The following is a 15,858-nucleotide window of genomic DNA, read 5'->3' on the forward strand; positions in this document are numbered from 1 at the left end:
CTAGCCTTGCGCATTCTGCTCACCAATGACGACGGCATCCACGCCGAAGGCTTGAAGGTTCTGGAGCGGATTGCCCGGCAACTCTCCGACGATGTCTGGGTGGTGGCGCCGGAGACCGACCAGTCGGGCTTCGCCCATTCGCTGTCCCTGTCCGAGCCGCTGCGGATGCGCAAGATTTCCGACCGGCATTTCGCCGTGCGCGGCACGCCGACCGACTGCGTCATCATGGGCGTGCGCGAAATCCTGCCCGAACCGCCGGACCTCATTCTTTCCGGCGTCAATTCCGGCTCCAACGTCGCCGACGACGTGACCTATTCGGGCACGGTCGCGGGCGCAATGGAGGGAACGTTGCTCGGCATTGCCTCCATCGCGCTCAGCCAGGGCTACAACGTGACCGAGGAAGGCCGCACCCTGCACTGGGAAACGGCCGAAAGACACGCGCCTGCGGTCCTGACGAAAATGCTCGACGCCGCCATTCCGGCCGATATCTTCCTCAATATCAATTTCCCGAACTGTCCTGCCGGCGAGGTCAAGGGCACGCGCGTCACCGGACAGGGCAAGCGTGTCCACGGCCTCTGGCTCGACAAGCGCAAGGACGGGCGCGGCTTCCCCTATTACTGGCTGCGATTCGGCCGCGAGCCTTCCGAAATTCGCGAAGGCACCGACCTGGCCGCCTTGCGGGACAATTACATCTCGATCACCCCGCTCCATCTCGACCTGACCGCCAACGAGATCAAGGATCAGCTTGCAAAGGCGCTCGCGTCATGACGGACCAGGTCGAGCGCGAAGGCTTTGCCGCATTTCTCCTGCGCGCCCGCGCGCTGGGAATCACCGGCCGCGAACTGATCGCCGCGATCGAGGCGACGCCCCGGCAGGGTTTCGTTCCGAACCAGTGGCAGGCCGACGCCTGGTCGAAACGCCATGTTCCGATCGAATGCGGCGAGGCGATCGAGGGCATCGACCTTCAGGCGCAGTGCCTGGCGGCGCTTAATGTCCAGCCCGGCCAGCGCGTCTGCGAAATCGGCACCGGTTCGGGCTATACGGCGGCGATCCTCGGCCGCATCGCGGGCAGGGTACTTTCGCTGGAACGCTACAGGACGCTCGCCGAACTGGCGCAGGGCCGGATCGAGACCCTGGCGCTCCAGAACGTCGTCGTGCGCCATGCGGACGGACTTTCGGGCATCAGTGCCGAAGGTCCGTTCGACCGCATCATCGCCTGGTGCGCCTTCGACGCCATGCCGCGCCATTTCGTCGACCAGCTCTCGAGCAACGGCATCATGATCGCCGCGATCGGTCCAGCCGAGGACGAGCAGGCGCTTGCACGGCTGACCAAGGTCGGCAGCCGCTTCGAGCGCGAGGATATCGGCCGTGTCCGATTCCAGCCGATCGTCAGGGGACTGGCGTCCGTCATCTGATTTCCGCTGAAATGCCACGATTATGCCGCCGAATTTAACCGTGCAGTAAGATTAACGCGCTTTAATCCAGATCAATCGGTATCGGGTAATTGCGGGTTCTGCCATGTGCTTCGGCCTTTCTCATCAGACGCGACGGATTCTCCTGCGCAGCGCCGCAATCGCGGTGGTTGGCGGTCTGGCTGCCGGCTGCAGCTCGAACGTCCAGCGCTTCCAGGATTCACTCTTCACCGGATCTTCGAACAGCACGGCTGCGGTCGCGCCGGTTTCCCAGCCTTATCCGGGAGACGTCAGGCAGGTTGCCGGCGTCGACCAGACCTACACCGGCTCCGTCGCCCGCAATGGCACGCGCGGCGCTCCGGTCCCGGCGGCGACCGTCGGCGGCGGTCAGCTCGTCTATCAGGCACAGCAGCAACCGGTCTACCAGCAGCAGCCGGTCTACGCGAACCAGGGCGTCGCCGCCTCGCCGGTGGGCCGTTCGACGCTTGCGCCGCCCTCGGGTAGCCAGATGGCGGCCGCCCCGCAAGTCAACCAGCCGGCGCCCATTCAGCCGACGTCGAACGCGCTGCCATCGCCATCGCCTTCGCAGCCCCAGCCGCAGCAGCCCAGCCAGACGCAGGTCGCGGTGTTGCCGCAGACCCCGAAGGTGGGCGATGCCGGTCAGGCGCAGCAGCCGCAGACGGCTCCCGCCCCTGGGGCCTCGGGCGGAACGAGCTACACGGTCGTCTCCGGTGACACGCTTTCGGCGATCTCGCGCCGCACCGGCGTATCGGCCGACGCGATCAAACGTGCGAACAATCTCGACAGCGGACTGATCCGCATCGGACAGACGCTCACGATTCCTGGCGGCTCAGGCCAGGCGACGACGCAGGTGGCGAGCGCCGCGCCCAAGCCCGATCCGGTCGTCACCAGCGGAACGGTTGCCCCGCAAAAGCCGGCCGAAACCGCGCAACCGCAGGCGGTCGCCTACGCTCCGGCGCAATCGGTCGAATCCGCCGTCAAGGACGGCGCGGCCGTCGCGCCCGGCTCGACCGGCGTCGGCAAGATGCGCTGGCCGGTCCGCGGCCGCGTCATCTCGAATTTCGGTTCCGCGCAGAGCGGCGACGGCATCGATATCTCCGTCCCGAGCGGCACGCCGGTAATGGCTGCCGAAAACGGCGTCGTGATCTATGCCGGAGACGGTCTCAAGGAGTTCGGCAACACGGTTCTGGTCCGCCATGACGATGGGCTCGTGACCGTCTACGGCCATGCCAGCGACCTGAAGGTGGCGCGCGGCGAGAAAGTGACGCGCGGTCAGCAGATCGCGACATCCGGCATGAGCGGCAATGCGCAGGCGCCTAAGTTGCGCTTCGAGGTCCGCAAGGACTCCGCGCCCGTCAACCCGGCAGCCTATCTGGAATAGCCGGGCAATGATTTGGCCACATTTGTGCGGTGCGAGGTACAGACGCCTCGCCGCACGGAGCGGCCGGCGTTCGACGCTGCCTGTTTAGTCTCCAGTCCAGGATCGCGTCTGCCCGTCCCGCTTGCGGGGCGGGCAATCTGCATTGCGCGTCAAAGGCTGCGGCCCAGCCGGCCCGCCAGGTCCTGCGTGAACTGCCACGCCACGCGGCCCGAGCGCGCGCCGCGCGTCGTCGCCCATTCGAGCGCGTCCCGGTGAAGCTCCTCCCGCGGCACGTCCAGCACGAAATGCGCGGCGTATCCGTCGATCATCGCCAGATAGTCGTCCTGCGAGCATTTGTGGAAGCCGAGCCAGAGGCCGAAGCGGTCGGACAGCGACACCTTCTCTTCCACCGCTTCGGACGGATTGATGGCGGTCGACCGCTCATTGTCGATCATGTCTCGGGGCAGGAGGTGGCGACGATTCGACGTCGCGTAGAAGACGACATTGTCCGGCCGGCCCTCGACGCCCCCTTCGAGCGCGGCCTTGAGCGATTTGTAGGAGGTATCGTCGTGGTCGAAGGAGAGGTCGTCGCAAAACAGGATGAAGCGGTAGGGCGTGTCCTTCAGGAGGCCGAGCAGCCGGGGCAGGGTGCCAATGTCCTCGCGGTGGATCTCGATCAGTTTCAGGCCGGGCTCACGCGCTGCGGCTTCGGCGTGAGCGGCCTTGACGAGCGAGGACTTGCCCATGCCGCGCGCGCCCCACAGGAGGACGTTGTTGGCTGCATGGCCCGCCGCGAAGCGTTGCGTGTTTTCCAGAAGGATGTCGCGGACGCGGTCGACGCCCTTGATCAGCCCGATGTCGACGCGGCTGACCTTCGCGACAGGATCGAGAGCGAGTTCCTCGGCGTTCCACACGAAGCAACCGGCTGCGTCGAACGCGGGCACGGCGACCTGGCGCGGCCCCATGCGTTCGAGGGCTTCGGCGACGCGGTCGAGTTGCGTCATCAGGCGGGCGACGTCAGGACGATCCAACTTGCTCTTCCTTAGGCTTTTGCGATGCTGCGGCTCTATCACGCAGGCACGCGAGCGCAAAGCGGTGTAACGGGCGGCAACAAGAGTTGCATTGATGGCCTTAGCGACTATATTCGCGCCGATTTCACGGGACCGCGCCATGCGGTCCCTTCGCGTATTTTCACCAGGAGCAAACGATGTTCGTGACCCCCGCATATGCGCAGGCAGCCGGCGGCGCCCCCGACATTTTCGTCAGCATTCTTCCCTTCCTCCTGATCTTCGTGATCATGTATTTTCTGATCATCCGCCCGCAGCGGACCCAGTTGAAGAAGCGTACGGAAATGCTCTCCGCCATTCGCCGCGGCGATACGGTCGTCACCGGCGGCGGCCTGATCGGCAAGGTCACCAAGGTGATCGACGACAATGAACTCGAAATCGATCTCGGCAACGGTCTCAAGGTCACGTCTCTTCGCTCGATGATCGCGGATGTGCGCGTCAAGGGTGAACCCGTCGCCAACCAGAATGCCAAGAAGTAGTCGCAATTGGGGGCCATCGAGAACCGATGGTCCCGGAGCGCCGCGCAACGCCCTGGCCGGATCGCGCCGGATTTGCTTCGATTGAACCGATAAGCCGATAATGTGTGGCGCGGGGCGGCCAAGCCCCGTCGCAAAACCGCCCTACGAGGCCCAATGCTTTATTTTGCCCGCTGGAAAACGATCTCGATCTGGCTCGTGGTGCTGTTCGGCGTCATCTTCGCTCTGCCGAACATGGCTTCGCAGTCGACGCTCTCGGCATTGCCGGACTGGCTGCCCAAGCGCCAGATGACGCTCGGCCTCGATCTTCAAGGCGGCTCGCACATGCTGCTTCAGATCGATCGGCAGGGGCTGGCCGATGATCGCCTCGAGGTCGTTCGCGACGACGTACGCACATCACTTCGCAATGCAGGCATCGGCTATACGGGCCTGACCGAAAGCGGCAGCACCGTTCAAGTGCGCGTGCGCGACGAAGCGCAGATCGAGGCTGCTCGCACGGCGCTCCAGACACTCGCCGAGCCCGTATCGTCGGGTCTTTTCGGCACCGGGGTGGTCACGGAAGTCGAACTGGCCGAGACGGAGCCTGGCCTCTTCCGGCTCTCGCTCAGCAATGAGGGCGTCGCCTACAGACTCAATTCCGCACTCAACCAGTCCATCGAAGTTGTTGGGCGGCGCGTGAACGAACTCGGCACGACTGAGCCGATCATTCAGCGTCAGGGCGAGGACCGCATACTCGTGCAGGTGCCGGGCCTTCAGGACCCTGAACGGCTGAAGGAGATCCTCGGCCAGACGGCGCAGCTCACCTTCCAGATGGTCGACCAGACCAATTCGGTGGAAGACGCGATTGAAGGGCGCCCGCCCGCGGGCACCCGCGTCCTTTATTCGACCGACGAGCCGCGTATTCCCTACCTGATCGAAAATCGCGTCATCGTGTCGGGTGAAAACCTCGTCGATGCACAGGCGACGTTCGACCAGCGGACGAACGAGCCCGTCGTCTCCTTCCGCTTCGACAATCAGGGTGCGACGCGATTCGGCCAGGCGACGCAGCAGAATGTCGGCCGTCCCTTCGCCATCATCCTTGACGGGGAGGTGATCTCGGCGCCGCGCATTAACGAGCCGATCCTCGGCGGCTCGGGTCAGATTTCGGGCAACTTCACCGTGCAGGGCGCAAACGATCTTGCCGTCCTGCTGCGCGCCGGCGCGCTGCCGGCCGATCTGACGATCATCGAGGAGCGCACCGTCGGTCCGAGCCTCGGCCAGGATTCGATCGAGGCCGGCCAGATCGCCTCGCTTCTCGCGGGCTTTCTCGTCCTGGCCTTCATGATCGTCGCCTATGGCAAGCTCGGCATCATTGCGAATATCGCATTGATCGCCAATCTCGCCATGATCGTCGCGATCCTTTCAACGCTCGGCGCCACGCTGACGTTGCCGGGCATTGCCGGCATCGTGCTGACCATGGGTATGGCGGTCGATTCGAACGTCATCATCTTCGAACGCGTGCGTGAAGAGCGCCGGCAGGGACGCTCCCTCGTCCAATCGCTCGATTCGGGCTTCCAGCGTGCGCTGTCCACCGTCATCGACGCCAATCTGACAACCTTCATCGCGGCGTCGATCCTGTTCTTCCTCGGCTCCGGCCCGGTGCGCGGCTTTGCCGTCACGCTCGCGATCGGCATCATCACCACCGTCTTCACCGCCTACACGCTGACGCGCTGGCTCATCGCCTGGTGGCTGCGCCGGCAGCGCCCGACCGAAATGCCGGCGGGCGCGGTGGGATACATTCCCAGCGACACCAAAGTCCCCTTCATGAAGTTCCGCAATTGGGGCTTTGCGATTTCGGGGGCGCTCACTGTCGCCGCCATTGCCCTGTTCTTCACCGTGAACATGAATTACGGCATCGATTTCCGAGGCGGTTCGGCTATCGAGGTGCAATCACGCGAAGGGCCGGCCGATGCCGGCGACGTTCGCGGACGACTGACCGCCCTGGACCTCGGCGAGGTCCAGGTGCAGGAATTCGGCAGCCCCAACGAGCTTCTGATCCGCATCGGCACGCAGGACGCCCAGAGTGACACCGCCGAGCAGGCCGCCGTCCAGCAGGTTCGAAGCGTTCTCGAAGCGGATTACGAGTTCCGCCGAGTCGAGATCGTCGGCCCGACCATCTCGAGCGAACTTGCACGCAATGGCACGATCGCGGTGATCGTCGCGATGCTGGCAATGCTGGTCTATATCTGGCTGCGCTTCGAATGGCAGTTCGCCGTCGGGGCCATCGTCTCGACGCTGCATGACGTGATCATGCTGATCGGCTTCTACGTGCTGCTGGGGCTCGAATTCAACCTGACGAGTATCGCCGCCGTGCTGACCGTCGTCGGCTATTCGATCAACGATACGGTCGTCGTCTACGACCGTGTGCGGGAAAATCTGCGGCGTTTCAAGAAGATGCCCATCGCCGACATTCTCGATCTGTCGCTGAACCAGACCCTGTCGCGCACGATCCTGACCGGCGTGACGACGTTGCTTGCCCTGTTTGCCCTCTATCTCTTCGGCGGCGAGGTCATCGCATCGTTCACCATCGCCATGATCATCGGCATTCTGATCGGCACTTATTCCTCGGTGTTCGTTGCGGGACCGCTGCTGATCCTGTTCAACCTTCGTCCGGCGAAGGTCGAGAAGGACGAAGCAGCCGACGCCCCGCCGGTCCAGCCAAGCCAGGCCTGACACCGGATGGCGCACGGCCTGATCATACGGGATGCCCATTTTCCCGGCCGTGCGCCGATCGACGCCTATGGCAATGGCGGGTTTCGATTTGCCGACATGTCGCATCGCGGCTCGATCCTGTGCCTGCCGTCGGGCATCCATGGCTGGCAGCCAACGGACCCCGGCGCGCTGACGATCGCTGATTTCGAGCCCCTGCTTGCCGAAAGCGATGCCATCGAAATCCTGCTCGTCGGCATGGGACCCGATCTGAAACCGTTGCCGGCAACGCTTCGCCAAAGCCTTCGCGCGGCAGGTATTTCCGCCGATCCGATGTCGACCGGCGCAGCCGTGCGAACATTCAACGTGCTGCTTGCCGAGGAACGTGCCGTCGCCGCTGCCTTGATCGCGGTCGACTGATGGACAGTGCGGCCTTCGTCCGCGACTTCGTTCGCCGAAACGATCCGGACCGGTTCTTCGCCAGCCTCTTCGCCCCTGCCGACAAACGGGCGCAACTACTGGCGCTGGCGGCATTCGATACCGAGATCACCTCGCTGCGCGGCAAGGTGCGCGAGCCGATGGCCGGCGAGATTCGCATTCGCTGGTGGCAGGATCGCATCGACGCCGAAGACGAGAGCGCAACGGGCAATCCCCTCGCGGATGCCCTCGTTGCGGTCATTCGCGTTCACGACCTGCCAAAGAGCGCCTTTTCGGCCTATCTGGAGGCGAGGTTGTTCGACCTTTACGACGACGGCTTTCCGACACGGGGCGATCTCGAAGCCTATTGCGGCGAGACGAGCGGGATCATGATTCAGCTTGCCGTGATGATCCTCGACAGGACCGAGGCAGCGCGCGCGGCCGATGCCTGTGGCCATGGCGGATGCATCCAGACGATGGCACGCGCCTTGCGGTGGCAAGGCGAGCCGGCAAGGCTGCAACCCTTTTTGCCGGGAGATCTGCTGGCTGCCCTCGGGCTCGAGCGGGCGCAGTTCGGGCAAGCCGGACATGAGGAAGCGTCGCAGGCGGCACTGGAAGGCTTCCGGGCAATCGCCCGCGAGCATCGCGCCGCGTTTCTCGGCGCCGTTTCGAGGCTTCCCCAAAAGCAGCGGACCGCCCTCATCCATCTCGCTCCAGCCCTTGTTTCCATCGGTTCGGGCAGGGCATCGACGGGGCCGCTCCGGCGGCAATGGCAGATGTTGCGGATGGCTGTCGGAGGATGGCCGGCGCGTTGACGCAAACGTCAATGCTGCCTAGACTTTCAGGGCAATCCGGATCGGGAGGAGGTCCAGACATGAACCTTATCCTGCTCGCCTCGATCGTCGTCGTCGGCATCGCGGTCGTGGTGCTCGCCGTCCATTATACGGGCGGCAGCCGGCCGGGCCGGTTCGAGACCGTCTTCGACGCGATCGCCGCCTATCGCGGCGACTACCCGGAAACCGAAGTGCTCGACGGGCGGCTGACGCAGGGACGCGATGCAGCCTTTCTTCGCCTGGCATCGCCCGACCGCGTCGGCTTCGTTCAGGTGTTCGGCCAGCATTTCCTGACGCGCGAGATCGGCCCGGCCGACCTTGCCGCGTCGGTCGCCGCGAACCATGCGACCATCAGCGTCTCGCCGCGGGATTTCACCTGGAGAGGCGGGCAGTATCTGTTCGACGACACGGCGACCGCGGCCGAAGTCGCCGGTTGGTTTCCAAAGGCTGCGCTTGACGCGCCGCGCCATCACATCGGGTCCGTCCGGCATGGCTGAGTATCAGTTTCCCTCGGTGACGCAGCTTGCGATCCCGTTCTTCGTCCTCGCCATGCTGATCGAATTGTGGCTGGTGCGCACGGGCAGGGCCAAGGGCGACTTTTCCACCCGCGACACGCTGACGAGCCTGCTCATGGGCACCGGCAACGTGGTCGCCGGCATCCTGCTCGGCATCGTCTCCTTCACCGCGCTGTTGTGGGTATGGCAGTTCCGGCTGTTCGATCTCGGCCTCGGCTGGTGGGTGTTCCTCGCCGCCTTCCTGCTCGACGATCTGCGCTACTATGTCTATCACCGCATCGCCCATCGGGTGCGCTGGGTCTGGGCAGAGCACGTCAACCATCATTCGAGCCAGCACTACAATCTGTCGACGGCGCTGCGGCAAAGCTGGACCGGGCTTTTCACCGGCATGTTCGTGCTGCAAGTGCCGCTGGTTCTGCTCGGCTTCCACCCGGCGGTGATCGCCTTCGTCTTCGGCTTCAACCTCGTCTGGCAGTTCTGGATTCACACCGAGACGGTCGGCAAGATGTGGCGGCCGATCGAGTTCGTCATGAACACGCCATCGCACCACCGCGTCCACCACGCGACCAACCCGCGCTATCTCGACGCCAACTATGCCGGGACGCTGATCATCTGGGACCGGATGTTCGGGACTTTCGTCGAGGAACTGCCGGAGGACGCGCCGCGCTACGGGATCGTCAGGAACATCGGCACCTACAATCCGGTGAAGGTGGCGTTCCACGAATGGGTCGGCATGTTCAAGGATGCCGCGCAGCCCGGGCTGACGGTTCGGGAGCGGCTGAACTATCTGTTCCAGCCGCCCGGCTGGAGCCATGACGGCTCGCGCGACACGTCTGAGACGATCAAGGCCGCCTATGTGAGGCGCCATCCAGGCGAGGCGGGCAAGCCGGGCCTGCCGCCCGCCGGATAGCTATTCGGCAGCTTCGCGCGCAGGTGCGATGCCGAGCCATTCGCGCGCATCGACGAGTGCCCGCGCGGTGATCGCGCGGCGCCTGGCGTTGGTCTTTTCCTTGCCGCGCAGGCGCTTGCCTTCCGATTTCGGCGCCTCGATCTGTGGGAAGAGGCCGAAATTGACGTTCATCGGCTGGAACGAGCGCTTGCCCGGCTCCTCGTCGCTGACGATGTGGCCGCCGGTGATGTGATTGAGCAGCGCGCCGAAGGCGGTCGTGACGGGCGGCAACGGCAACGGCCGGCCGAGGCGTTCGGCAGCGGCGAAACGGCCGGCCAGAAGGCCGATGGCGGCGCTCTCGACATAGCCCTCGCAACCGGTGATCTGGCCGGCAAAGCGCAGCCCCGGCCGCGACTTCAGTTGCAGCGACCCGTCGAGCAGTGTCGGCGAATTGAGGTAGGTATTGCGGTGAAGGCCGCCGAGGCGCGCGAACTCTGCATTCTCCAGCCCGGGAATCATCTTGAAGATGCGCGTCTGCTCGGCATATTTCAGCTTCGTCTGGAAGCCGACCATGTTGTAGAGCGTGCCGAGCGCATTGTCCTGGCGAAGCTGGACGACGGCATATGCCTTGACCTCGGGATTGTGCGCGTTGGTCAGGCCCATCGGCTTCATCGGGCCGTGCCGCAGCGTCTCGACCCCGCGCTCGGCCATGATCTCGATCGGCAGGCAGCCGTCGAAATAGGGCGTGCCCTCCCATTCCTTGAACTCGGTCTTGCCGCCGTCGATCAGCGCCTCGACGAAGGCGAGGTACTGATCCTTGTCCATCGGGCAGTTGATGTAGTCCTTGCCTGTGCCGCCGGGGCCGACCTTGTCGTAACGCGACTGGAACCAGGCGGTGTCGAGATCGATGGAATCGAAATGGACGATCGGCGCGATGGCGTCGAAGAAGGCGAGCGCATCGGCGCCCGTCGCCTCGGCGATCGCGGCAGCGAGCGACGGAGCGGTGAGAGGGCCGGTCGCGATGATCGTCTTGTCCCATTCGGCCGGCGGAAGGCCCTCGACCTCCTCGCGCACGATGGTGACGAGGGGATGAGCCTCGAGCTTCGCGGTCACGGCGTCGGAAAATCCGTCGCGGTCGACCGCGAGCGCGCCGCCGGCCGGTACCTGGTTGGCGTCGCCGCAGGACATGATCAGCGAGTTGGCGAGCCGCATCTCGGCATGGAGCAGCCCGACCGCGTTGGTCTCGGCGTCGTCCGAGCGGAACGAGTTCGAACAGACGAGTTCGGCAAGCCCTTGCGTCTTGTGCGCGTCGGTGCCCCGAACGGGGCGCATCTCGTGCAGGATGACGGGAACGCCAGCTTCGGCGAGTTGCCACGAGGCTTCGGAACCGGCAAGACCGCCGCCGACGACATGTACGGGTTGTGTGCTCATGGCGGCGAGATAATCCACAGCGCGCGCCATTGCAAATCAAAGCTCGATTGCGATGCGTGCCGCGGATGCTACGAAGGCCAATGGCTTGGATGGCGCGATTCGTCTCTCTGATTGCACTGGCAGGAATTGCAGGCGGCTGCACCTCCGTATCCTCCAACTACAATGACGACATCGCGGACGTCTCGAGTGGTCGGTTGACGGTCTGCCACGGCTTCGACTGCCGCAACCAGACGGCGCTGACCTTCTCAGCCGACGAGGAACGGCGCTTGCGCGCGCTCTTCGTCGGAACATCGAATGACGCGGCCGAGCGCGAGGCGATCCGCAAGGCGGTACAGGTCTTCGAGAATGCGACGACCGCGCGGCTCGGCGTCGCGGACAAGCCAAAATCCGACCTGTCGCAGACCGGCCAGCACGGCCAGATGGACTGCATCGACGAATCCACCAACACCCGCACCTTCCTGCGCTATCTCTCATCGCACGGATTGCTGAAGCATCATGAGGTGCGGACGAACGTGACGCGCGGCGTCATCTTCGACGGGCGTTATTTCCACGCGACCGCCGTCATCCGTGACGGAAGCGGACAGCGCTGGGCCGTGGATAGCTGGTACGAGCCGGCTGGCGGGCCGCCGGACGTCATGCGACTGGAGGAATGGCTGGGGCGCGGCGCGATGGGGCGCAGATGAGAAAACGGCGCTCACCGGGGGAGGAGCCGGGAGCGCCGCTGATGTCGACCGACGATCGGGAGGAGGATGGCCGCCGGTCTATCGCGCTCGAACCCCGGGGAGGAGACGGGGCGAGCGGAATCTATGTCTTGTTAGACGGCCTTACGGGCGACGAACGGAATGTCGCCGCGGGCAATGCCGAGGTCGTTGAGTTCGCGGGTCGACAGGCGGCTCAGTTCGTTGACGGTGTCGCGGTAACGGCGCCAGTTGCGGTAGTTGCGGATCAGGTTCATGGTCGTTCTCGTTTCAGGTTGGCTGTTGTTCTTGCGGTATGACGTGCAGATAATCCCGACATCTGCTTATTTGAAGTGCAGTTTCTGCATGTCTGGGATGCGTTTTGTGCATTGCACCATTAACGTCCATTAGGAGCTGTGTCGAAAGCAGGCAGGTGCCTCGATTCGGGCGCAATCGTGAAGCGTATTCCGCCTGCGATTGAAGGGGTTTGAAGGGAATCCGGCATGGCGCGACGGCATCGCCTTGTGCAGCGCGAAATCCACAAATGGGAACGGCGCGGCCTGATCGATTGCGAAACCGCCGCCCGTCTTCGCGACGATATCGGGAAGCAAGGCGGCGGATTCGCCGTCTCGGGTGTGCTGATCGTGATGTCGGCGCTGCTTTTTTCGGCAGCGCTCCTGATCTTCATCGCGGCCAACTGGGAAACAATGCCGCGCCTTGCCCGCGTCGGGCTGATCGCGACCATCATTCTCGCCGCGAACGGCCTCGGCGCGTGGGCCTCGATCTTGGGCAGGCGTTATCTCGCCGACGCGTTGTGGCTGATCGGCTCGGCGGCTTTCGCGTCCGGCATGGCGCTTGTAAGCCAGATGTACCATTTGTCGGGAAGCGAAAGCGGGCTCCATCTCGTCTGGTGGCTGTCGGCAATCGTCTCGGCGATTGCACTGCGGTCCCGCGCGCTGACGATGGCCTCGATCCTGCTCGCCGTCGTCTGGCTTGTCGCTAGCCTCGGAGATCGGGGCTGGGTCGAAGCGAGCCTGCCGATCTCCGCCCATCTCTTCCCCTTGATGCTTGCCGCCGGCTGGGCCGTCTCCCTCCATACCCGCGTCGCCATGGCGCGCGACCTGGCGCTTCTGGCTTTCGGCGTCTACATCACCGCGCTGTTCGTCGCCTGGGGTGTCGTCGTGCCGATCGCCACCATGGCGCTTGCCGCGCTCGGCTTCGTCGCCGCAACCCGGATGGAGTGGAAAGACGCGGCGAACCTGGCACCGCATTTCGGCCTCGAACTGGCAATGCTTCAACATTTCCTCCTGGCCGGCGTCCTTCTTCATGTCGAATGGCATCAGGGCAGCGGGCTGGTCGTGGTTGCGAGCCTGATGATCGCGGGGCTGACGGCCGCGCTTCTTCTCGGCGGCAAGGAAAGCAGCGGCGTCAGGCGATTGGTCTATGCGGCCTTCGCGGCCGAACTGGTCTTCATCTACATCCAGACGGTCGGCACTATGCTCGGTACGTTCGGCTTCCTGACGCTCGCCGCAATAGCGCTCGCGATCTTCGCCCGGCTCGTGACGCGCTTCGAACGCCGGGTTGCGCCGGAGGCCAAGGAAAGCGCAGCGCCATGAATCATCCCGCGCGGATCCTCGTCTTCGCCCTTGGCCTTGCAGCCGTCCAGATCGGCTTTCTCGGCTCGATGATCCTCGGCCGCGCCGGCATCCTGCGGAGCGGAACCGAAATCCGCCTCGCCGTCGAGCCGGTCGACCCGCGCGACCTCCTGCGCGGCGACTATGTGGTGCTCGGCTATCCGATATCGCGCATCGAGCGGTCGTTGATCGTCGGTGCGACCGAAGACGAGTTGAAGGGACGCTGGCTCTACGTGCGGCTGGCGCGCGGAGAGGACAATTCGTTCGAGCCTGTTAGCGCTGCGCTGGACGAACCTCTGCCAGAAGCACGGCTCGACAACCATATCGACCTGCGTGGCATCGTTGCCCGCGAACCGGGTGCCGGTGAATCAGTGCAGGTCACATATGGCATCGAGCGCTACTACGTGCCGGAGGGCGAGGGCAGGGCTATCGAGGAGGCCATGCGGCAGGATCGCTTCGAGATCGTGGCGGCCATCGACGAAGACGGCTCGGCCCAGATCAAAGCGCTTCTTCATGACGGGCGTGCCATCTATCGCGAACCGCTCTTCTAGCTATCCGAAGCGACCAGAAAAAAGCCCGTTTTCAGGGCAATTTTCCTTTGATCGATGATGAGCCGGTGATATAGAACCACCCGATTTCAAGGGCTGACTGCTCGTGAAGCGGGTGTGGCGGAATTGGCAGACGCACTTGGTTTAGGTCCAAGCGCTGAAAAGCGTGGGGGTTCAAGTCCCTCCACCCGCACCAACGGACACCCGGAGAAATGAAGGTGAGCGTCGGCCCGAGCCGCACCGGATCGAAATGGGATCAGACGCTCGAGACACACGAATTCCAGCAGGCTGGGCGGCGCGCCGTCGCGACAGCAGCGCGATAGCAAAGGTTGTAAGATGCAGGTTACCGAAACGCTCAATTCCGGGCTCAAGCGCCAGATCAAGGTGTCCGTGCCGGCCAAGGACATGGAAGCCAAGCTCATGGAGCGGCTGTCCGACGCCAAGGGCAAGGTGCGCCTCAACGGGTTCCGTCCCGGCAAGGTTCCGGTCCAGCACCTGCGCAAGATGTACGGCCGCTCCTTCATGGCCGAAGTCGTCAACGAGATCATCTCCTCCTCGCCGCGCAACATTCTCGCCGAACGCGGCGAGAAGGCTGCGATGCAGCCCGAGGTCACCATGACCGAGGACGAGAAGGAAGCCGAGAAGATCCTCTCCGGCGGCCAGGACTTCGAATTCTCTATCGACTACGAGGTCATCCCGGCGATCGAGGCCAGAGACCTCTCGGGCATCAAGATCACCCGCCAGGTCTATGACGTGCCGGAAGAAGAGATCGAGGAGCAGGTCAAGAAGGTCGCCGAATCCGCGCGCACCTACGAGACCAAGAAGGGCAAGGCCGCCGAAGGCGACCGCGTCACGATCGATTTCGTCGGCAAGATCGACGGCGAGGCATTCGATGGCGGTTCGGCCGAAGACGCCAACCTGGTGCTCGGCTCCAACCAGTTCATCCCCGGCTTCGAGGACCAGGTCGTGGGCCTGAAGGCCGGCGACGAGAAGACGATCAACGTGACCTTCCCGGCCGATTACGGCGCACAGAACCTTGCCGGCAAGGAAGCGACCTTCGACGTCACCGTCAAGGAAGTCGCCAAGCCGGGCGATCTCGAAGTCACCGACGAAGTCGCCCAGCAGCTCGGCCTCGAATCGGCCGAGAAGCTGCGCGAGATCATCAAGGGCCAGATCGAGACCCAGTTCGGCGCCCTGACCCGCCAGAAGGCCAAGCGCCAGCTCCTCGACGCGCTTGACGCCGAATACAAGTTCGAAGCCCCGTCCAAGCTGGTCGAAGCCGAGTTCAACAATATCTGGACGCAGGTCACCCGCGATCTCGAACAGGCCGGCCGTTCCTTCGAGGACGAAGAGACGACGGAAGACGAGGCACGCGCCGAGTACCAGCGCCTTGCCGAGCGCCGCGTGCGCCTCGGCCTCGTCCTTGCCGAGATCGGCGAGAAGGCGAACGTGCAGGTTTCCGACGACGAGTTGCAGCGCGCGCTCTTCGAGCAGATCCGCCGCGTGCCGCAGCACCAGCAGCAGGAAGTCTACGACTTCTACCGCAACAATCCGGCCGCGCTTGCCAATATCCGCGCCCCGCTCTTCGAGGAGAAGGTCGTCGACCACCTCCTGAATGAAGTGAAGGTGACCGACGTCAAGGTGACGCGCGAGGAACTTCTGGCCGAGGACGAGGACGAAGCGGCAGGCGACAAGAAGACTGCGCCGAAGAAGAAGGCTGCCGAGAAGAAAGCCGACGCCGACGACAAGGCGGACAAGTCCGAAAAGAAGGCGCCTGCCAAGAAGAAGGCCGCCGCCAAGGACAAGGACGCCGAATAGCTCCTGTCACACGATTGAGGGAAGGGGTCCGCAAGGGCCCCTTTCTGCATTTGCGGCCTTCCATTTTGCACA

At 64.2% G+C, this 15,858-nt stretch carries 16 protein-coding genes and 1 tRNA gene; 14 read left to right on the forward strand and 3 right to left on the reverse strand.

Annotation, left to right across the window (positions count from 1 at the left end):
• Positions 1-6: 6 nt before the first annotated feature.
• The 3 genes from surE (at position 7) to PZ895_RS09585 (ending at position 2,814) form a co-directional block, all read left to right on the forward strand.
• Positions 7-768, forward strand: coding sequence for a 5'/3'-nucleotidase SurE (gene surE, locus PZ895_RS09575; RefSeq protein WP_275838782.1), 762 nt, complete (start codon positions 7-9; stop codon positions 766-768).
• Positions 765-1,415 carry a protein-L-isoaspartate(D-aspartate) O-methyltransferase gene (locus PZ895_RS09580; RefSeq protein WP_275838783.1) on the forward strand — a complete coding sequence of 217 codons (651 nt, stop codon included), beginning with the start codon at positions 765-767 and terminating at the stop codon, positions 1,413-1,415. The genes surE and PZ895_RS09580 overlap by 4 nt, the downstream gene beginning before the upstream one ends.
• 103 nt (positions 1,416-1,518) lie before the next feature.
• Positions 1,519-2,814, forward strand: coding sequence for a M23 family metallopeptidase (locus tag PZ895_RS09585; protein ID WP_275838784.1), 1,296 nt, complete (start codon positions 1,519-1,521; stop codon positions 2,812-2,814).
• A gap of 149 nt (positions 2,815-2,963) precedes the next feature.
• Here PZ895_RS09585 and PZ895_RS09590 read toward each other — a convergent pair whose 3' ends face one another.
• Positions 2,964-3,797, reverse strand: coding sequence for an ATP-binding protein (locus PZ895_RS09590; RefSeq protein WP_275838928.1), 834 nt, complete (start codon positions 3,795-3,797; stop codon positions 2,964-2,966).
• A 203-nt stretch (positions 3,798-4,000) separates the two neighbouring features.
• On the opposite strand from PZ895_RS09590, the gene yajC reads away from it, so the two are divergent.
• From yajC to PZ895_RS09620, 6 genes are all read left to right on the forward strand, one after another.
• Positions 4,001-4,339 carry a preprotein translocase subunit YajC gene (gene yajC / locus PZ895_RS09595; RefSeq protein WP_275838785.1) on the forward strand — a complete coding sequence of 113 codons (339 nt, stop codon included), beginning with the start codon at positions 4,001-4,003 and terminating at the stop codon, positions 4,337-4,339.
• Between the two features lie 153 nt (positions 4,340-4,492).
• Positions 4,493-7,048: a protein translocase subunit SecDF gene (gene secDF / locus PZ895_RS09600; RefSeq protein WP_275838786.1), complete on the forward strand. Its 2,556-nt coding sequence runs from the start codon at positions 4,493-4,495 to the stop codon at positions 7,046-7,048.
• Positions 7,049-7,054: 6 nt separating this feature from the next.
• Positions 7,055-7,444, forward strand: coding sequence for an Mth938-like domain-containing protein (locus PZ895_RS09605; RefSeq protein ID WP_275838787.1), 390 nt, complete (start codon positions 7,055-7,057; stop codon positions 7,442-7,444).
• Positions 7,444-8,256 (forward strand): squalene/phytoene synthase family protein, encoded by an 813-nt coding sequence (locus tag PZ895_RS09610; protein WP_275838788.1) that lies wholly within the window; start codon positions 7,444-7,446, stop codon positions 8,254-8,256. The genes PZ895_RS09605 and PZ895_RS09610 overlap by 1 nt, the downstream gene beginning before the upstream one ends.
• 59 nt (positions 8,257-8,315) lie before the next feature.
• Positions 8,316-8,771: a hypothetical protein gene (locus PZ895_RS09615; protein ID WP_275838789.1), complete on the forward strand. Its 456-nt coding sequence runs from the start codon at positions 8,316-8,318 to the stop codon at positions 8,769-8,771.
• Complete coding sequence (locus tag PZ895_RS09620; protein WP_275838790.1) at positions 8,764-9,699, forward strand: sterol desaturase family protein; 936 nt, start codon at positions 8,764-8,766, stop codon at positions 9,697-9,699. The genes PZ895_RS09615 and PZ895_RS09620 overlap by 8 nt, the downstream gene beginning before the upstream one ends.
• Here the strand turns inward: PZ895_RS09620 and trmFO are convergent, their stop codons facing one another.
• Complete coding sequence (trmFO, locus tag PZ895_RS09625) at positions 9,700-11,109, reverse strand: methylenetetrahydrofolate--tRNA-(uracil(54)-C(5))-methyltransferase (FADH(2)-oxidizing) TrmFO (protein WP_275838791.1); 1,410 nt, start codon at positions 11,107-11,109, stop codon at positions 9,700-9,702.
• Positions 11,110-11,198: 89 nt separating this feature from the next.
• On the opposite strand from trmFO, the gene PZ895_RS09630 reads away from it, so the two are divergent.
• Positions 11,199-11,792 carry a hypothetical protein gene (locus PZ895_RS09630; RefSeq protein ID WP_275838792.1) on the forward strand — a complete coding sequence of 198 codons (594 nt, stop codon included), beginning with the start codon at positions 11,199-11,201 and terminating at the stop codon, positions 11,790-11,792.
• 131 nt (positions 11,793-11,923) lie between these two features.
• Here PZ895_RS09630 and PZ895_RS09635 read toward each other — a convergent pair whose 3' ends face one another.
• Complete coding sequence (locus PZ895_RS09635; RefSeq protein WP_081718860.1) at positions 11,924-12,064, reverse strand: DUF1127 domain-containing protein; 141 nt, start codon at positions 12,062-12,064, stop codon at positions 11,924-11,926.
• Between the two features lie 225 nt (positions 12,065-12,289).
• Here PZ895_RS09635 and PZ895_RS09640 point away from each other — a divergent pair, with 225 nt between their 5' ends.
• From PZ895_RS09640 to tig, 4 genes are all read left to right on the forward strand, one after another.
• Entirely contained in the window at positions 12,290-13,402 is a 1,113-nt protein-coding gene (locus PZ895_RS09640; protein WP_275838793.1) for a DUF2157 domain-containing protein, read from the forward strand.
• Positions 13,399-13,971 carry a GDYXXLXY domain-containing protein gene (locus PZ895_RS09645; protein WP_275838794.1) on the forward strand — a complete coding sequence of 191 codons (573 nt, stop codon included), beginning with the start codon at positions 13,399-13,401 and terminating at the stop codon, positions 13,969-13,971. Before PZ895_RS09640 ends, PZ895_RS09645 begins: the two co-directional genes overlap by 4 nt.
• A gap of 108 nt (positions 13,972-14,079) precedes the next feature.
• Positions 14,080-14,164, forward strand: a tRNA-Leu gene (locus PZ895_RS09650).
• Between the two features lie 140 nt (positions 14,165-14,304).
• Complete coding sequence (tig, locus tag PZ895_RS09655; RefSeq protein ID WP_275838795.1) at positions 14,305-15,786, forward strand: trigger factor; 1,482 nt, start codon at positions 14,305-14,307, stop codon at positions 15,784-15,786.
• The last annotated feature ends 72 nt before the right edge of the window (positions 15,787-15,858 follow it).

This window comes from Mesorhizobium sp. YIM 152430 (genome assembly GCF_029210365.1).
Lineage (GTDB): Bacteria > Pseudomonadota > Alphaproteobacteria > Rhizobiales > Rhizobiaceae > Aliihoeflea.